13 protein-coding genes and 1 riboswitch are annotated in these 15471 nt (G+C 68.2%); of the genes, 8 read left to right on the forward strand and 5 right to left on the reverse strand.

The features are described from left to right. The first annotated feature begins 258 nt into the window (after positions 1 to 258). The 6 genes from ACSGC5_RS12090 to ACSGC5_RS12115 all read left to right on the forward strand — a co-directional run bounded on the left by ACSGC5_RS12090 (position 259) and on the right by ACSGC5_RS12115 (position 7153). Entirely contained in the window at positions 259 to 1041 is a 783-nt protein-coding gene (locus tag ACSGC5_RS12090; protein ID WP_434970868.1) for an ABC transporter ATP-binding protein, read from the forward strand. Next, positions 1028 to 1738 (forward strand): ABC transporter ATP-binding protein, encoded by a 711-nt coding sequence (locus ACSGC5_RS12095; RefSeq protein WP_434970869.1) that lies wholly within the window; start codon positions 1028 to 1030, stop codon positions 1736 to 1738. The genes ACSGC5_RS12090 and ACSGC5_RS12095 overlap by 14 nt, the downstream gene beginning before the upstream one ends. Before the next feature lie 3 nt (positions 1739 to 1741). Next, positions 1742 to 2623, forward strand: a complete 882-nt coding sequence (locus tag ACSGC5_RS12100) for a branched-chain amino acid ABC transporter permease (protein WP_434970870.1) — start codon at positions 1742 to 1744, stop codon at positions 2621 to 2623. Continuing rightward, the gene (locus ACSGC5_RS12105; RefSeq protein ID WP_434970871.1) at positions 2623 to 3699 is read left to right on the forward strand and encodes a branched-chain amino acid ABC transporter permease; all 1077 of its coding nucleotides are present in this window, start codon (positions 2623 to 2625) and stop codon (positions 3697 to 3699) included. The genes ACSGC5_RS12100 and ACSGC5_RS12105 overlap by 1 nt, the downstream gene beginning before the upstream one ends. Continuing rightward, positions 3696 to 4964 carry an ABC transporter substrate-binding protein gene (locus ACSGC5_RS12110; protein WP_434970872.1) on the forward strand — a complete coding sequence of 423 codons (1269 nt, stop codon included), beginning with the start codon at positions 3696 to 3698 and terminating at the stop codon, positions 4962 to 4964. Before ACSGC5_RS12105 ends, ACSGC5_RS12110 begins: the two co-directional genes overlap by 4 nt. A gap of 170 nt (positions 4965 to 5134) precedes the next feature. Continuing rightward, on the forward strand, positions 5135 to 7153 hold the full coding sequence (locus ACSGC5_RS12115) for an ABC transporter ATP-binding protein (RefSeq protein WP_434970873.1): 2019 nt from the start codon (positions 5135 to 5137) through the stop codon (positions 7151 to 7153). Positions 7154 to 7290: 137 nt separating this feature from the next. Here the strand turns inward: ACSGC5_RS12115 and ACSGC5_RS12120 are convergent, their stop codons facing one another. Next, positions 7291 to 9153 (reverse strand): phosphoenolpyruvate carboxykinase (GTP), encoded by a 1863-nt coding sequence (locus ACSGC5_RS12120; protein WP_434970874.1) that lies wholly within the window; start codon positions 9151 to 9153, stop codon positions 7291 to 7293. Positions 9154 to 9273: 120 nt separating this feature from the next. Here ACSGC5_RS12120 and ACSGC5_RS12125 point away from each other — a divergent pair, with 120 nt between their 5' ends. Next, the gene (locus ACSGC5_RS12125) at positions 9274 to 10710 is read left to right on the forward strand and encodes a helix-turn-helix domain-containing protein (protein WP_434970875.1); all 1437 of its coding nucleotides are present in this window, start codon (positions 9274 to 9276) and stop codon (positions 10708 to 10710) included. A gap of 12 nt (positions 10711 to 10722) precedes the next feature. Then, positions 10723 to 11259: a hypothetical protein gene (locus ACSGC5_RS12130; RefSeq protein ID WP_434970876.1), complete on the forward strand. Its 537-nt coding sequence runs from the start codon at positions 10723 to 10725 to the stop codon at positions 11257 to 11259. 4 nt (positions 11260 to 11263) lie between these two features. On the opposite strand, the gene ACSGC5_RS12135 is transcribed toward ACSGC5_RS12130, so the two are convergent. The 4 genes from ACSGC5_RS12135 to glyA form a co-directional block, all read right to left on the reverse strand. Next, positions 11264 to 12256: a DUF4436 family protein gene (locus ACSGC5_RS12135; protein WP_434970900.1), complete on the reverse strand. Its 993-nt coding sequence runs from the start codon at positions 12254 to 12256 to the stop codon at positions 11264 to 11266. A 53-nt stretch (positions 12257 to 12309) separates the two neighbouring features. Further along, positions 12310 to 12930 (reverse strand): cyclodeaminase/cyclohydrolase family protein, encoded by a 621-nt coding sequence (locus tag ACSGC5_RS12140; protein WP_434970877.1) that lies wholly within the window; start codon positions 12928 to 12930, stop codon positions 12310 to 12312. Positions 12931 to 12942: 12 nt separating this feature from the next. Continuing rightward, positions 12943 to 13830, reverse strand: coding sequence for a bifunctional methylenetetrahydrofolate dehydrogenase/methenyltetrahydrofolate cyclohydrolase (locus ACSGC5_RS12145; protein ID WP_434970878.1), 888 nt, complete (start codon positions 13828 to 13830; stop codon positions 12943 to 12945). A 148-nt stretch (positions 13831 to 13978) separates the two neighbouring features. Beyond that, positions 13979 to 15253, reverse strand: a complete 1275-nt coding sequence (glyA, locus tag ACSGC5_RS12150; protein ID WP_434970879.1) for a serine hydroxymethyltransferase — start codon at positions 15251 to 15253, stop codon at positions 13979 to 13981. A gap of 54 nt (positions 15254 to 15307) precedes the next feature. Further along, positions 15308 to 15391, reverse strand: a riboswitch (ZMP/ZTP riboswitch). Positions 15392 to 15471 lie beyond the last annotated feature (80 nt).

The raw sequence follows: 15471 nt of genomic DNA on the forward strand, positions 1-15471 counted from the left end.
GACCTTTCCTATCGATGTGGCGCCATGCTAGGTCGGCGCGTTCGCCGCGCCGCCATGAGCTTCCATTGAACGGAATCGGATGAGCTGCCATCCGAAGCCGGCGCGATGATGATCACGAGCGGACGCTCCGATCGAGCACAGGTCACAGAGTCGTTGACCAGGCATGGGGTTGACCAGGCCTCGTCGTTGACAAGGCCCGAGGCGGGTCGTAGCGTCCGAGACAGGTCGTGGCACCGGTGCCACGGGGAAGGATGGGCGATGGCCGCTCGACTGACTCTCCGCGACCTGAACCTCCATTTCGGAGGGATCAGTGTTCTCGAGAACGTCAGCTTCGACGTCGAGCCCGGCCGGATTTTCGGCCTCGTGGGCCCCAACGGCGCGGGCAAGACGTCCCTGTTCAATTGCATCAGTGGTCACTACCGGCCCAGCTCAGGCTCGATCACGATCGACGACGAGGAGGTCCTCGGATCGTCGCCCGCGACGCTCGCGCGCCATGGACTGGCGCGCACCTTCCAGCATCCGGCGCTCCAACTGGGATCGACGGTCCTCGACAACGTCATGCTCGGCGCCCACACTCGTCTCCCGGGAGGACCGATCGCCTGGTCGCTTCGGCTGCCGATGACCGGCCGCGCCGAGCGAGCGATGCGTGCCGAGGCTCGGACCCTCCTCGAGAAGGTGGGACTGGACTGGGCAGCCGACATGCACGCTGACGAGCTGTCGCACGGGCTCCACAAGGGAATCGAGCTGGCCCGTGCCCTCATGTCGCGGCCGCGGCTCCTGCTGCTGGACGAGCCGGCAGCGGGTCTTCCGCACTCTGAGGTTCAGAACCTCATCGAGACCATCCGGACGATTCGCGCCGAAGCAGACATCACGATCGTCGTCGTCGAGCACCACATGGGACTCATCGCCGCACTCACCGATCGGGTCGTCGTCCTCGATCACGGCAAGAAGCTCGTCGAAGGAACGGCGGCCGAGGCGCAATCCGACCCGCGCGTTATCGAGGCCTACATCGGCAAGGAGGCTGACGATGACGCTGCTTGAGCTCGAGGACGTGACCGCGTCCTACGGGCCCGTCCAGGTGCTCGAGGGCGTGTCGCTGAGCGTGCCGGAGGGCGGGGCTGTCGGCATCCTCGGCGCGAACGGCGCCGGAAAGACCACCACGCTGCGCGCCATCACCGGTGTCGTACGAACCGGTGGCCGCATCACCTTCGACGGCAAGGACATCCGCGGCAAACGGCCGGATCAGGTTGCGGCGCTCGGGATCGCGCACGTACCGGAGGGGCGGGGAACCCTCTCAGATCTCACGGTTCGCGAGAACCTGCGCGTGGGCGCCTACCTCCGGAAGGACCGGAAGGGCATCGAGGAGGACATCGAGTACCTGCTCGACCTGTTCCCGAACCTCAAAGCGAGAATCCGCTCGCACGGCGCGGCGCTCTCGGGCGGCGAGCAACAGATGCTCGCCGTCGCTCGGGCCGTCATGGCCAAACCGCGGCTCATCCTCCTCGACGAGGCCTCCCTGGGACTGGCGCCGAGCACGGCGAAGAACGTCTACGAGGCGATCTCGCGTCTGCGCTCCGAGTCGGGGATTGCGATGGTCGTCGTCGAGCAGAACGCCAATCTCGCCTTCACTGTGGTCGATTCTGCGACGGTCCTCGAGACCGGCCGCAACGCACTGACCGGCACCACGTCCGAGCTCAAGGGCATGGACGAGATCCGACGCGCTTACCTGGGAGGCTGACGGATGGGAACCTTCGTCCAACTGGTCGTCGACGGTCTCTCGACCGGATCGATCTACGCGGCGCTCGCACTGGCGATCGTCCTGGTGAACCAGGCGACCGGACTGATCAACTTCGCCCAAGGCGGGATGGCGGTGCTCGCGGCCTACGTGGCGTACACCCTGACGCAGGTCGGGCTCCCCCTGATCCTCGCGATCCTGATCTCGGTGCTGTTCGCGTTCCTCTTCGGCGCGATCGTCGAGCGGTTCCTGATGCGCCGGTTCGAAGGCGGCGATCCCGACACCGCCGTGGTCGTGACGATCGGCCTGTTGACACTCGTCACAGGCTTCGTCGGCTGGATCTGGTCGTACAACAACCTGCTGTTTCCGTCCCTGTTCCCGCTGGAGACGGTCACCCTTCTCGGAGCCGTGATCAGCGTCCGCTCGCTGGGAACGATCTTCGTCATCCTTGCGATCATGGGACTGCTCCAGCTGCTGTTCGTGGGCACGAAGCTCGGGCTCGCGCTCCGGGCAGTCGCGGTGAACCCGCAATCGGCGGCATTCTCGGGAATACCCGTCGGCCGGATGCTCATGGTCGGCTGGGGCCTGGCTGCGGCGCTCGGCGCCGTCGCCGGCGCGCTCGTCGCACCGCAACTGACCCTCACTCCCGGAATGATGGACTCTGCCCTCGTCTACGCGCTGGCGGCGGTGATCCTCGGCGGGCTGTCCAGCCCGATCGGAGTCGTCATCGCGGCGTGGCTCATCGGTGTGCTGGAGAACCTCGCGGCGGTGTACGTGCCCTTCATCGGCCACGACATGAAGATCGCGGTGCCGTTCATTCTGATCTTCGTGGTGCTGCTCGTGCGACCGCAGGGGCTGTTCGGACGCAAGACGGTGGTGCGCGTGTGATGATCTCGACAACCGACTTCTCGACGACTCCCCGACGCGCCCGCCGCCCGTGGGTGCGGTGGGTCGTGATCGCCGTCATCGCCGCCATTCTGATCGTGGGGCCCCTCGTCCTGCCCGAGTTCGCGAACCAGACGGCTGCCCGCATCGGCGTATTCGCGGTCGCTGTGCTCGGACTCAACGTCGTCATGGGCTACGCCGGTCAGGTCTCGCTCGGTCAGATCTTCTTCGTGGGGCTGGGGGCCTACGTCACGGCGTACGGGGTGACGCAGGACTGGAACATCCTTCTCGTGTTCGCGCTCGCGTGCATCCTCCCCGGCGTCGTCGGACTGATCGTCGCCCTCGCGGCGAGCAGACTCGGCGGTCTCGCGATCGCCATGGTGACGATCGCTCTCCCGATCGTCGGGGTGCCCCTGGCCAAGCGCCTCTCGGAGTTCACGGGCGGGTCTCAGGGAATCTCGGCACGGTTCTCATCCGCCCCGGAGTGGACCGGTCTCTACAACGATCAGTGGCAGCTGTACATCGTCATCCTGATCACCGTCATCGTGTACCTGCTGACCCGCAACCTGGTACACGGGAAGTTCGGCCGGGCTCTCGCGATCGTGAAGTCGAACGAGGCCGTCGCGGCATCCATGGGGGTCTCCCCCTACTGGTACAAGGTGCTCGCCTTCACGATCGCGTCGATCATCGGCGGTGTCGCCGGGTTCATGTACATGGTGGTCGTCCAGTACACCTCCCCCGAGACCCTGAGCTTCGGCCACTCGATCTCGCTGCTGGCAGCGATGGTGATCGGCGGCGCGGGGAGCATCGTGGGCTCTCTGCTCGGCGGCGCCTACTACGTTCTCGTGCCGCAGTGGACCAACATCATCAACCCGGGCATGACGGCCTTCCTGCAGGGTGTCATCCTCCTCGCGGTCCTGTTCCTCCTGCCGGGCGGACTGGCCTCCCTCCCGCGTGCGCTCCGACGGCTGGCTCGCCGTGAAGCCGGACCCGCCGGGCGCCGCGGCGGATCCGCCAAACCCCCGGCATCGACTTCTCCCTCCCACACCACACCAGAAGAAAAGAGGCACAACACATGAGCACTCTTCGCACCAGAACACGGGCAGTCTCCGTGGTTGCGGGCATCGGCATCGTCGCCCTGCTCGCCGCCGGATGCTCCCGAGGCGGGGACTCCGGCGGCGGTGACAGCACAGACGGCGCCGTCGCGAACAGTCCGGGCATCACCGATACCACCATCGCGCTCGGGGTCTCGACACCGCTGTCGGGCGCGACCGCGGGGCCAGGCACGTGCACGGTTGCCGGCCTCGCCGCCTACATGGGCGCCCGAAACGCCGAGGGCGGCATCGAGTTCGGAGACGGCAAGACGCGCACTGTCGAGGTCAAGTCCTACGACGACGCGTATGACCCCCAGAAGGCGCTCGCCAACTTCCAGCAGATGGTCGCCGACGACGTGTTCGCCGCTACCTCGGGCCTCGGCACGCCGACCAACCGCGCGTGGCGGGAGGCGGCGATCGACGAGGAGTTCCCGCAGGTCCTGATCATGACCGGCGACCCGTTGTTCTCCGACCCCGAGGAGAGCCCCTGGCAGCTCGGCTTCGTGCCGATCTACCAGAACGAGGGCGCCGCATTCGGGGAGCTGCTCGCCGAGTCGGGCGACCACAAGGTCGCGATCCTGTATCAGAACGACGATTACGGCCAGGGCTACGTCGAGGGCTTCAAGGAAGCCGTCGAGGGCGCGAGCAACATCGAGATCGTCAAAGAGCTCAGCTACGAGGCCACCGACACATCGGTCGACGCTCAGTTGACCGAGTTGGCGGCCAGCGGCGCAGACGTCTTCTTCAACGCGATGTCGATCACCCCGCTCGTGATCTCGTCGCTGCAGAAGGCTCAGGAACTCGGCTGGCTTCCGAGCTGGTTCCTGCCGTCGAACACATCGAGCCCGACCGCGATTCTCGGGCCGGGCAACGCAGCAGCCTTCCCCGGGGTCTACTCGGTGTCGTTCTCCAAGGCTCCGGCAAGCCCGGCCTTTGCGGAGGATGAGGATGTCGTGACGTTCCTGTCCGACCTGAAGGAATACGGCGACTACGCAGACCCGCCGGCGTTCCCCCACTGCATGTGGAGCTACATGATCGGCGCCACGCTCGAGCAGGTCTTCCAGAACATGACCGAGCCGACGCGCGACGACTTCATGCTGCACCTGCGAGAGGTCACGGACTTCGAGGCGCCGCTCATGCTTCCCGGGACCGCGGTGACCACCACGATCCCCGGCGAGCCGGCCGTATCGAGCGTGATCGTCCAGAAGTACAACGGCACCGGATACAGCGACGCCGACATGATCGGCTGACACCGGCCAGCTGGCGAGGGGCGGTCCGGGGTTTCCCGGGCCGCCCCTCGTCTGCTCCGTGCCTCGCGCGGCATCCTCCGGCGCGAGGCGCCCCGCACCGGAGGTCGCAGCGTGTGGTCACGTGACGGGAGTACGGTCATAGGAGCCCCTCCCGCCGAAACGAGGTCTGCATGTCGCGCGCTGATACGCGTCCCGCCCGCCGTGGTCGTCGCACCCCCGAGGAAGGTCCGCGCGCGACGTTCCGTCAGCTGATCCCGTTCCTGCTCGAGCACCGGAACGTGCTGATCGTGGTCGCCGTCCTGAGCGTCCTGGGCGCCGTCGCAACGCTCGCTCAGCCGTTGCTCGTCGGCCAGGTGATCGCCCGCGTCGAGGCGAACGACGGGCTCGGTCTGCTCGTGTGGGGCATCGTCGCGCTCGTCGTCGCCGCCTCTCTCATCTCCGGATTCCAGCACTACCTGCTGCAGCGAACCGGGACCGCCGTCGTCTACTCGAGCAGGCGACAACTCGTCGCCCGCATTCTGCACCTGCCCATCCGGGAGTTCGACGCCCGCCGCACAGGCGATCTGGTCTCGCGCGTCGGCACCGACACGACGCTCCTGTACGCCGTCCTGACGCAGGGGCTCGCGGATGCGGTGGGCAACTCCCTCATCTTCGTCGGCGCCCTCGTCGCGATGGCCCTGATCGACCCTCTCCTGCTTGCCGCCATCGTCGTGGTCATCGGTGTGTCCATCGCCGGGGTCGTGGTGCTCAGCGGCCGCATCCGTCGCGCGACCGGAGAGCAGCAGGAGAAGGTCGGCGAGCTGGCCTCCTCGGTGGAACGGGCCGTCAGTTCGATTCGGACGGTGCGAGCCGCCGGTGCCACCGAGCGCGAGGTCGCGGACATCACGGGCGTCGCAACGGACGCGTACCGCGTCGGCGTTCGGATCGCGAAGGTCTCCGCACTCGTCGTGCCGGTCGCGGGGATCGCCCTGCAGGTGTCGCTGCTGGTCGTCCTCGGCGTCGGTGGATACCGAGTCGCCTCCGGTGCGATCGACATCGCGAACCTCGTCACCTTCATCCTCTTCCTATTTCTTCTCGTCGGCCCCCTCGGCAGCTTCTTCGGGGCCATCACCTCGGTGAACCAGGCTCTCGGCGCCCTGGGACGCATCCAGGAGGTCCTCGACCTGCCGACCGAGGACGCCGATGACGCTCGGATCGCGGCATCCGTGTCCGCCGTGGCACCCGCCGTTCATATGTCACAACACGCCGCGGGCGCTGGCCCCGATGCGCAGCGTGCGCCAATCGAATCACCCGAGATCGCGATCGAGTTCCGCGACGTGTGGTTCCGGTACCCGGAGGCCGTCGTCGCGGCCCGGCGCCGTGCGGAGACCGAGGCCCGCGCGGTGCTCGAGAGCGCGCACGTCGATACCTCGGCTCTGACACTGCCGACGGCGGACTCGGGAACCACCGACACTCCGGCGGATGCGGCATCCGAGGCTGCTGCCGGAGGTGACCCGTCCATCGCCGCCGGAGACGTCCTGCGCGGCGTCTCCTTCCAGGTGCCGCGCGGCGCGCGCGTCGCGATCGTCGGCCCCTCCGGCGCCGGCAAGAGCACGACACTTGCGCTCATCGAACGGTTCTACGACCCGACCGACGGGGCGATCCTGCTCGGCGGGGTGGACATCCGCACGCTGCCCCGTGAGCGGCTGCGGGCACAGTTGGGCTACGTCGAGCAGGACGCGCCCACCCTCGCGGGGACGATCGCCCAGAACCTCCGGCTCGCCTCGCCCGACGCGACGGATGCCGATTGCGAGCGCGTCCTCGACGCGGTGAACCTGACCGAGGTGCTCGAGCGCAGTCCCCTCCGCCTGGAAGCGCCCGTCGGCGAGAACGGCGTCATGCTCTCGGGGGGCGAGCGCCAGCGCCTCGCGATCGCACGTGCGCTGCTTGCCGCACCGCCGATCCTGCTCCTGGATGAATCGACGTCATCGCTGGACGGCTTGAATGAGCAGCGGATGCGTGACGCGATCGATGCGGTGGCCGCGGAGCGCACGCTCATCGTGATCGCTCACCGACTGTCGACAGTCGTCGACAGCGACCTGATCGTCGTCATGCAGAACGGTGAGGTCATCGGTCAGGGCACGCACGGCGAACTGGTCGAGTCCACGCCCCTCTACCGCGACCTCGCGCGCCACCAGCTCCTGGTCTGACCCACCCCGCCGAACCAACAACAATCTCGACGAACCCACCCCTTCCTGCGGCCGAAACCTGTGGGCTGGGGCAAGAAGGGGTGGGTTCGCGAGGGGCGCGGGTTGCGCCGGGTACGGGCGGGAGGAGGACGCCCGGGTCAGGAGGACTTGAGGCGGTAGCGAAGGGCTGCGAGTTCAGCGTTCAGCGGGGCCGGGATGCGACCATCGAAGACACCGAAGAACTCCTCGGTGAGGTCGGCCTCGTGCAACCACGACTGGGGGTCGACCGCGAACAGCTCCTCGAGGTCCTCGGCCGGCACCTCGATGCCTTCGAGGTTGAGGTCCTCGATGCGAGGGAGCCGCCCGATGGGGCTGTCGACGGCGGGGACCTCACCGTCGACGCGCCGGACGATCCACTCGATGACCCGCGAGTTGTCGCCGAATCCCGGCCACAGGAACCGGCCATCCGTTCCCTTGCGGAACCAGTTGACCTGGAAGATCCTCGGAGCGCGGTCGAAGCGGAGCTTCTGGCCCATCTTGATCCAGTGACCGAAGTAGTCGGCCATGTTGTATCCGCAGAACGGCAGCATCGCGAACGGGTCGCGACGCAGTTCACCGACGGTGCCCTCGGCCGCGGCGGTGCGCTCGGACGAGATGGTCGAGCCGAGGAACACCCCGTGGGCCCAGTCAGTGGCCTCGACCACGAGCGGCACATTCGTCGCGCGGCGGCCCCCGAACAAGATCGCGTCGATCGGCACACCCTCGGGCGCATCCCAGTCGTCGGCGATCTGCGGGCACTGGTCGGCACGCACCGTGAAGCGGGAATTCGGGTGGGCGGCGGGTCGACCGGAGGCCGGCGTCCAGGGGTTGCCTTCCCAGTCGATCAGCTCTGCGGGCGGCTCATCGGTCAGGCCTTCCCACCACACGTCGCCGTCGGGACGCAGGGCGACGTTCGTGAAGATCGTGTTGCCCCAGAGGGTCTCCACCGCGGTGACGTTCGTGGACTCACCGGTGCCCGGAGCGACGCCGAAGAAGCCGGCCTCGGGGTTGATCGCCCACAGGCGTCCGTCATCACCCGGTCGCAGCCACGCGATGTCATCGCCGAGCGTCTCGACGCGCCATCCGGGAATCGTCGGGCGCAGCATGGCGAGGTTCGTCTTGCCACACGCCGACGGGAAGGCAGCGGCGATGTGGTACGCCTTCCCCTGGGGACTGATGACACGGATGAGCAGCATGTGCTCAGCCATCCACCCCTCGTCCCGCCCGATCACGGATGCGATCCGCAATGCGAAGCACTTCTTCGCGAGGATGGCGTTCCCGCCGTAGCCCGAGCCGTACGACCAGACCTCGAGGGTGTCGGGGAAGTGCACGATGTACTTCTCGTCATTGCACGGCCAGGCCACGTCCTCCTCGCCGGGAGCAAGGGGCGCCCCGACGGAGTGGACGGTCTTGACCCACGCCGCACCGTTCGCGATCTCCCGCAGGACGTCGGTGCCCACGCGCGTCATGATGCCGATCGAGGTCACCGCGTACGCACTGTCGGTGACCTGCACACCGATGTGCGAGAGCGGGCCGCCGACGGCTCCCATCGAGAAGGGAACGACGTACATCGTGCGGCCCCGCATCGACCCGTCGAACAGCGGGGTGATCGTCGCACGGATCTCGGAGGGCGCGACCCAGTTGTTCGTGGGGCCGGCATCTTCCTCCCGCTCCGAGGCGATGAATGTACGGGCCTCGGTTCGCGCGACGTCGCTCGGATGGGAACGAGCCAGGTACGAGCCGGGACGCCATTCGGGGTTGAGCTTGATGAGCTTGCCCTGGTCGACCTGCTCTCGCAACAGCGCGTCGTTTTCCGCGCGTGAACCGTTCACCCAATGGATGCGGTCGGGTTTGGTGAGCGCGGCGATCTCGTCGACCCACTCGATGAGGGCGTCCATACCGGGGCCGGAAATCGTCGGCAGCTGTCCTGAGGTGGACGCGGGCGCGGAGGCGGTGGGTCGAGTAACGTCGGCGATGGCCATTCTCGCTCCTGTCGTACGAAGGGGTCGCGGTGGGGTCTTTCTCTACTCTCGTGCAGGCTGAGCGTCGTTTGAAGCGACTACGTCTCGTAAGAAACGCACTTCTTTCGCTAGCATCAAGGAATGGCACCCACCAACCTCGAACTGGTGACTCTCGGGCACCGCATCCGTCATGAACGCGTCTCCCGCGGGTGGACCCTCGACGAGCTGGGCGCCCAGGTCGGCGTCGCGGGAAGCCAGCTGAGCCTCATCGAGAATGGGAAACGGGAACCGAAACTGTCCCTGCTCCAGGCGATCGCGCAGGCGACTGGACTCGAGGTCACCGACCTGCTCGCGGCGGAGCCGCCGAACCGGCGCGCAGCACTGGAGATCGAACTGGAGCGCGCACAGGCCAGCCCGGTCTTCCGTCGGCTCGGAATCGCCCCCGTCAAGGTGACCAAGGGGATGCCGGATGAGACGATCGAATCCATCCTCGGTCTGCATCGCGAGCTCGAGCGTCGCGAACGCGAAGCCATCGCGACCCCCGAGGAGGCGCGCCGGGCCAACACTGAGCTGCGGTTGCGGATGCGCGATCTCGACAACTACCTACCCGAGATCGAGAAGCTCGCCGAGAAGCAGCTTGCCGCAGCCGGCCATGTCTCCGGCGCTCTCACGCACCGGACAGTGAGCATCATGGCCGAGCGGCTCGGGTTCGAACTGCTGTACGTCAACGACCTGCCACAGTCGACGCGCTCGGTGACCGACCTGGAGAACGGGCGCATCTACTTGCCGCCGGCGTCGATCCCGGGCGGCCATGGGCTGCGGTCGATGGCGCTGCAGGCGATGGCGCACCGACTGCTGGGACACCAGCGACCGACCTCGTACGCCCACTTCCTGCAGCAGCGACTCGAGATCAACTACTTCGCAGCGTGCTGCCTGATCCCCGAGACGAACGGTGTCGCATTCCTGCAGCAGGCCAAGAAGGACCGCAACCTTGCCGTCGAGGACTTCCGCGACGCGTTCGGGGTGACTCATGAGGCAGCGGCGATGCGGATGACGAACCTCATGACGCAGCATCTGGGCATCCGTCTGCATTTCTTGCGCGTGGATGGCTCCGGGGCCATCTCCCGCGTCTACGAGAACGACGACCTGCCCCTGCCGATGGATGTAACGGGGGCTGTCGACGGACAGATCGCCTGCCGCAAGTGGTCAGCGCGCGCCGCGTTCTCGGAGCAGAACCGCACCACCGAGCACTACCAGTACACCGACACCCCGGCGGGGACGTTCTGGTGCTCCACCCAGACGGGGACCACCGCCGACGGCGAGTTCTCGATCAGCGTCGGGGTCCCGTTCGACGATGCACGGTGGTTCCGCGGGCGGGAGACCACCAAACGCGCGGTATCGACGTGTCCCGACCAGGCCTGCTGCCGGCGCGCTCCCGCCGAACTCACGGCCCGATGGGAGGGCAAAGCGTGGCCGAGCGCCCGCGTTCACATGCAGATGTTCACACCGCTCCCCCGTGGCAACTTCCCCGGTGTCGACGACTCCGAGGTCTACGCGTTCCTCGAGCGTCACGCGTAGCCTCTGCGTCGCGTGACGCTCGACGTCGTCGAGGTATGCACGAGCACCGCGAGGCGACGGCGCGAGGCGACGCGAACGCCGGATCCGTGGCACGCTGGAGCCGTGCGCGCCTGGGTGATCCGCTTCGTGACCCTCTATGTCTTCGACCTGGTCGTCTTGCTGCTGATCGGGCTGCTCATGCCTCAGGTGTCCGTCGGCTGGTCGGTGCTGTGGGCGGCCGTGGTCCTCGCCCTCGCGACGATCTGGGTGAAACCGGGCCTACGGCGATGGCTCGGCTCGCGGGCCGAGCGCTCCAGCCGTGGCCTGACGCGCGCGGGCGCGAAGCTCGTGCAGGCAGCGGTCGTGCTGCTGGTCGCGGCAGTCGTCTGGATACTCGTCGTCGTGTTGTCGGGGGTCAGCGTGTCCGGCCTGCTCTGGGGCTGGATCGCGCCGCCCGTCCTCCTCGTGATCGCGTGGTTCGTGTACGACCTCGTCGACGACCGCCTGGAGGCGCAGACCGGGCGACTGTGGGACGGCGCCCGCGGGGGCGACACCGCCGGGTACACCTAGGCGCTCAGTCGTCTCCGCCCGCGTCGCCGTCCCCATCGGATCCGCCGTCTCCCGCGCGCACCCGAGCGCGATCACCGTTCTCGCCGTCCGCGGACTGCGAGGCGACGGCCGGACCGTCGGGACCGCTGCGCAGCCAGGCGAGCACGAAGATGACAAGCCCCGCGATGAGCGCTGCGATGACCCACAGGACGATCAGGTAGTCGACCCACGATCCGATCGGCGGAGACCCGGGCAGGAAGTTGCGCAGCGGGATCGTCGCGAACAGCATCGCACCGATCCAGCCGAGCATCGTCGCCTCGATCCTGCGTCGTCCGCGGTAGACCGTGATGGCGGCCGTGAGCACGAGCACGGGCGCGATCACCATCAGCGTGAGCAGCACGACACCGAAGGCGATGGTGGATGCCGCCCGCGTGACGGTGAACTGCACGCCGAGCACCGTGATCGGCCCGTCTTCGGTCACCATGGATGCCGTCGACACTGCCTCGGCATCGACGTTCCAGCCGGGGACTCGACCATCGGCAGTCAGGCTGTACGGAATCGGCACGCCCTGCCCGTCGGCATCCGCTCGCAACGGGACGATCAGCGTTTCGGTGGTGTACCGGTCGAAGGGCCACTGCTCGATGAACCCGTCCAGCGTGAGCACGATGGTCTGCGGGCCGGCGACCTCCTCCGCGCCGTACTCGATCGTGCGCGACCCATCGGTTCCGGTCACGAGAATCTGCACGGTCTCGTCCATCGAGAACTGGTCTGAAGAGTAGGCGCCGAGGGGCCCGGGGGTGATGCGCAGCGTCATGTGACCGGCAGTGCCGTCGATATCGACCGGGGTCAGGGTCAGCACCAGTGGAGAGCCGTCGCCACCGCTCGAGACCTCGGCGTGGTCTATGCGACCACCGGCCGCATACAGCGCGATCACCACGACGTACAGCAGCGCAAGCGCGATGATCCCGCCGATCATTCCCACGCGCCGGCGGCGGGATCGGGCACGGAGAGCGGACATCACGGCGCCATTGTGCCAGAGCCACGCGACCGTGATGTGTCGCGCCCATGCGTCTAGGACAGGGCGGCCAGGGAGCCCCGTGCACTGGCGATGCGCTCGCCGGCATCGCGCAGCTCACGCTCGGCCGCCTCGCCCGCGCCGCCGGGTACCGAGGGCGCGTGCGCGGCGATGAGATCGAGATTGGCGCGCAGGTTCACGAGAGCTCCGCCGAGACCGGCGCGCACCGCCTCGCGGGCCACCGCGAGATCGGAGTCCAGGTGGCGGTTCCCCACCCGCTCGAGCACGTCGAGTTCGCCGACCAGCGCGATGCCGACCTCGCCGATATCGACGGATGACTGCGCGCCGCGCAGCGCCGCGTCGAGCAGACGGGCGTCCCGGTCAGGGTCGTCGGTCGGCAGCGCGAGGGCCGCACCCAGCGCGACGGATGCGCGACTGTCGGCATCCGATGCCGCCAGGGCTCGCACGCGAAGCGCGGCGACCCGCTCCCCCGCCGCGGTCGCGCGGTCCTGGCCCGGGGTGTATCCGGCCACCATCCGCAGCAATCCGGCACCGAGAGCGAGCATGACGGCACTCGCGGCACCGCCGCCGGGCGCACCGGTCGCCTCGGCGAGCCGGTCCAGCCACTGTTCGAGGGGCGTCGAGGCGGGGACGCCCGCGGGGTCAGCCTCGGTCACACGCCCCGCCGGTCAGCCGGCGAGCCGCTCCGCGGTCTCGACGACGTTCGCCACGAGCATCGCGCGGGTCATGGGACCGACGCCGCCGGGGTTCGGAGAGAGCCAGCCGGCGACCTCCGCAACGGCCGGGTCGACGTCGCCGGCGAGCTTGGCGCGGCCGGTCTCGGTGGTGCCGACGCGCGTGACGCCGACATCGAGCACCGCCGCCCCCGGGGCGATCCACTCGGGCTTCACCAGGTGCGGCTGACCGACCGCTGCGACGACGATGTCGGCCTTGCGCACCTGGGCTTCGAGGTCGGGGGTGCGTGAGTGCGTAAGTGTCACGGTGGCGTCGGTCCCCTTGCGGGTCAGCAGCAGCCCCAGGGGGCGGCCCACAGTGATGCCGCGTCCGATCACCGTGACATGCTTGCCGGCGATCTGCACGCCGTGACGGGTGAGCAGCTCGATGATCCCCGCGGGCGTGCACGGCAGCGGCGCCGGGATCGCCGTGGCAGGGTCCACGCCCAGCACGAGGCGACCGAGGTTGGTCGGATGCAGACCGTCGGCATCCTTGGCCGGGTCGATGAGCTCAAGGATGGCGTTCTCGTCGATGCCCTTGGGCAGCGGGAGCTGCACGATGAATCCCGTGACGGCGGGATCCGCGTTGAGCGCGCGCACCGCATCCGCGATCTCCTCCTGGGTCGCGGTCGCGGGCAGCTCGACGGCGATCGAGGCCACGCCGACCTCGGCGCAGTCGCGGTGCTTGCCGGTCACGTACGACCGCGATGCGCCGTCATCTCCCACCAGAAGCGTGCCCAGACCCGGCACGACGCCCTTGGCTGCGAGAGCGGCGACCCGCTCGCGCAGCTCCTCCTTGATCGTGGCGGCTGTCGCGGTACCGTCGAGCAGTTGTGCAGTCATTCGCGTCTCCTGTCGTCGCCCGGCGACATCAGCGTCCCGGGCAGATCACTACGTCGATAGGTATCCTACGGGGCGAGCCCCGATGCATCCAGACCGGGCGTGGTCGAACACCACCCCCGCCAGCGGCACCGGCACGCGCGGACGCGACCTACTGGGCGAGACCCGGATAGAGCGGGAAGGCTTCCGTCAATGTCGCCACCCGCGTACGCAGCGCATCCACGTCGGGATCGGGCAACAGGGCGAGAGCGATGATGTCCGCCACCTCGGCGAACTCGGCGTCACCGAACCCCCGCGTCGCAAGCGCGGGCGTCCCGATCCGCAGGCCCGAGGTGACCATCGGCGGGCGAGGGTCGTTGGGGACCGCGTTGCGGTTGACCGTGATGTGGATCTCGTGCAGCAGATCCTCGGCCTGCTTGCCATCGATCGCGGCGTTTCGCAGGTCGACGAGTACGAGGTGCACATCCGTCCCGCCCGAACGGACGGCGATGCCGGCATCGGCGACGTCGCACTGCGCGAGCCGGTCGGCGAGGATCTTCGCGCCCCGCACGGTGCGCTGCTGACGCTCGCGGAACTCGGGCGTGGCCGCGAGTTTGAACGCCGTCGCCTTCGCCGCGATGACGTGCATGAGCGGGCCGCCCTGCTGCCCGGGGAAGACGGCGGAGTTGATCTTCTTCGCGATCGCCTCGTCGTTGGTCAGGATGAAGCCCGATCGGGGCCCGCCGATCGTCTTGTGGACGGTGGACGACACGACGTGCGCGTGAGGAACAGGCGAGGGGTGCACGCCACCGGCGACGAGTCCGGCGAAATGCGCCATGTCGACCCACAGCAGTGCCCCGACCTCGTCGGCGATCTCGCGGAAGCGCGCGAAGTCGAGCTGGCGGGGGTAGGCCGACCACCCCGCGATGATGACCTGCGGTCGGTGTTCGACGGCAAGGCGGCGCACCTCATCCATGTCGATCAGGCTGGTCTCGGGATCCACGCCGTAGGCGACGATGTCGTAGAGGCGGCCGGAGAAGTTGGCCTTCATGCCGTGCGTCAGGTGCCCCCCGTGATCGAGGGAGAGCCCGAGGATCGTGTCGCCGGGCCGGGCGATCGCGTGCAGCACAGCGGCGTTCGCGGTGGCACCGGAGTGCGGCTGGACATTGGCGAACTCGGCGCCGAACAGGGCCTTGGCGCGTGCGATCGCGAGCTCTTCGGCGACGTCGACCTCCTCGCAGCCGCCGTAGTAGCGCTTCCCGGGGTACCCCTCGGCGTACTTGTTCGTGAGCACCGAGCCCTGGGACTGCAGGACCGAGACCGGCACGAAATTCTCCGAGGCGATCATCTCGAGATAACCCTGCTGGCGAGCCAGCTCACGGTCGAGGACCTGGGCGATCTCGGGATCGACTTCGGCGAGGGGGGCGGTGAAGAACGAGTCGCTCATGGCGTTCGGCTCCTTGGTGCGGGCGGGGCGTGGACGACGGCTTCGGGTGGGGTCCGTATCGACCCAGGCGTGCGGTCGAGTACCGTGTCGGTCGCTCCCCGGTGGTCATCCACCTCAACGCCAGTCGCGACACCCCGAGCATACCCGATCGCCCCGGGGCCTCGATCCGTCCGGTCGCCATTGGTAGAGTGAAGCCACCGTATTTGTTAGGACTCTTT

The organism is Microbacterium sp. bgisy207, assembly GCF_965345035.1.
Lineage (GTDB): Bacteria > Actinomycetota > Actinomycetes > Actinomycetales > Microbacteriaceae > Microbacterium.

Coding starts and splice junctions, on each gene's coding strand:
- ACSGC5_RS12090 (WP_434970868.1), top strand. CDS start 259: ATGGCCGCTCGACTGACTCTCCGCGACCTGAACCTCCATTTCGGAGGG.
- ACSGC5_RS12095 (WP_434970869.1), top strand. CDS start 1,028: ATGACGCTGCTTGAGCTCGAGGACGTGACCGCGTCCTACGGGCCCGTC.
- ACSGC5_RS12100 (WP_434970870.1), top strand. CDS start 1,742: ATGGGAACCTTCGTCCAACTGGTCGTCGACGGTCTCTCGACCGGATCG.
- ACSGC5_RS12105 (WP_434970871.1), top strand. CDS start 2,623: ATGATCTCGACAACCGACTTCTCGACGACTCCCCGACGCGCCCGCCGC.
- ACSGC5_RS12110 (WP_434970872.1), top strand. CDS start 3,696: ATGAGCACTCTTCGCACCAGAACACGGGCAGTCTCCGTGGTTGCGGGC.
- ACSGC5_RS12115 (WP_434970873.1), top strand. CDS start 5,135: ATGTCGCGCGCTGATACGCGTCCCGCCCGCCGTGGTCGTCGCACCCCC.
- ACSGC5_RS12120 (WP_434970874.1), bottom strand. CDS start 9,153: ATGGCCATCGCCGACGTTACTCGACCCACCGCCTCCGCGCCCGCGTCC.
- ACSGC5_RS12125 (WP_434970875.1), top strand. CDS start 9,274: ATGGCACCCACCAACCTCGAACTGGTGACTCTCGGGCACCGCATCCGT.
- ACSGC5_RS12135 (WP_434970900.1), bottom strand. CDS start 12,256: ATGTCCGCTCTCCGTGCCCGATCCCGCCGCCGGCGCGTGGGAATGATC.
- ACSGC5_RS12145 (WP_434970878.1), bottom strand. CDS start 13,830: ATGACTGCACAACTGCTCGACGGTACCGCGACAGCCGCCACGATCAAG.
- glyA (WP_434970879.1), bottom strand. CDS start 15,253: ATGAGCGACTCGTTCTTCACCGCCCCCCTCGCCGAAGTCGATCCCGAG.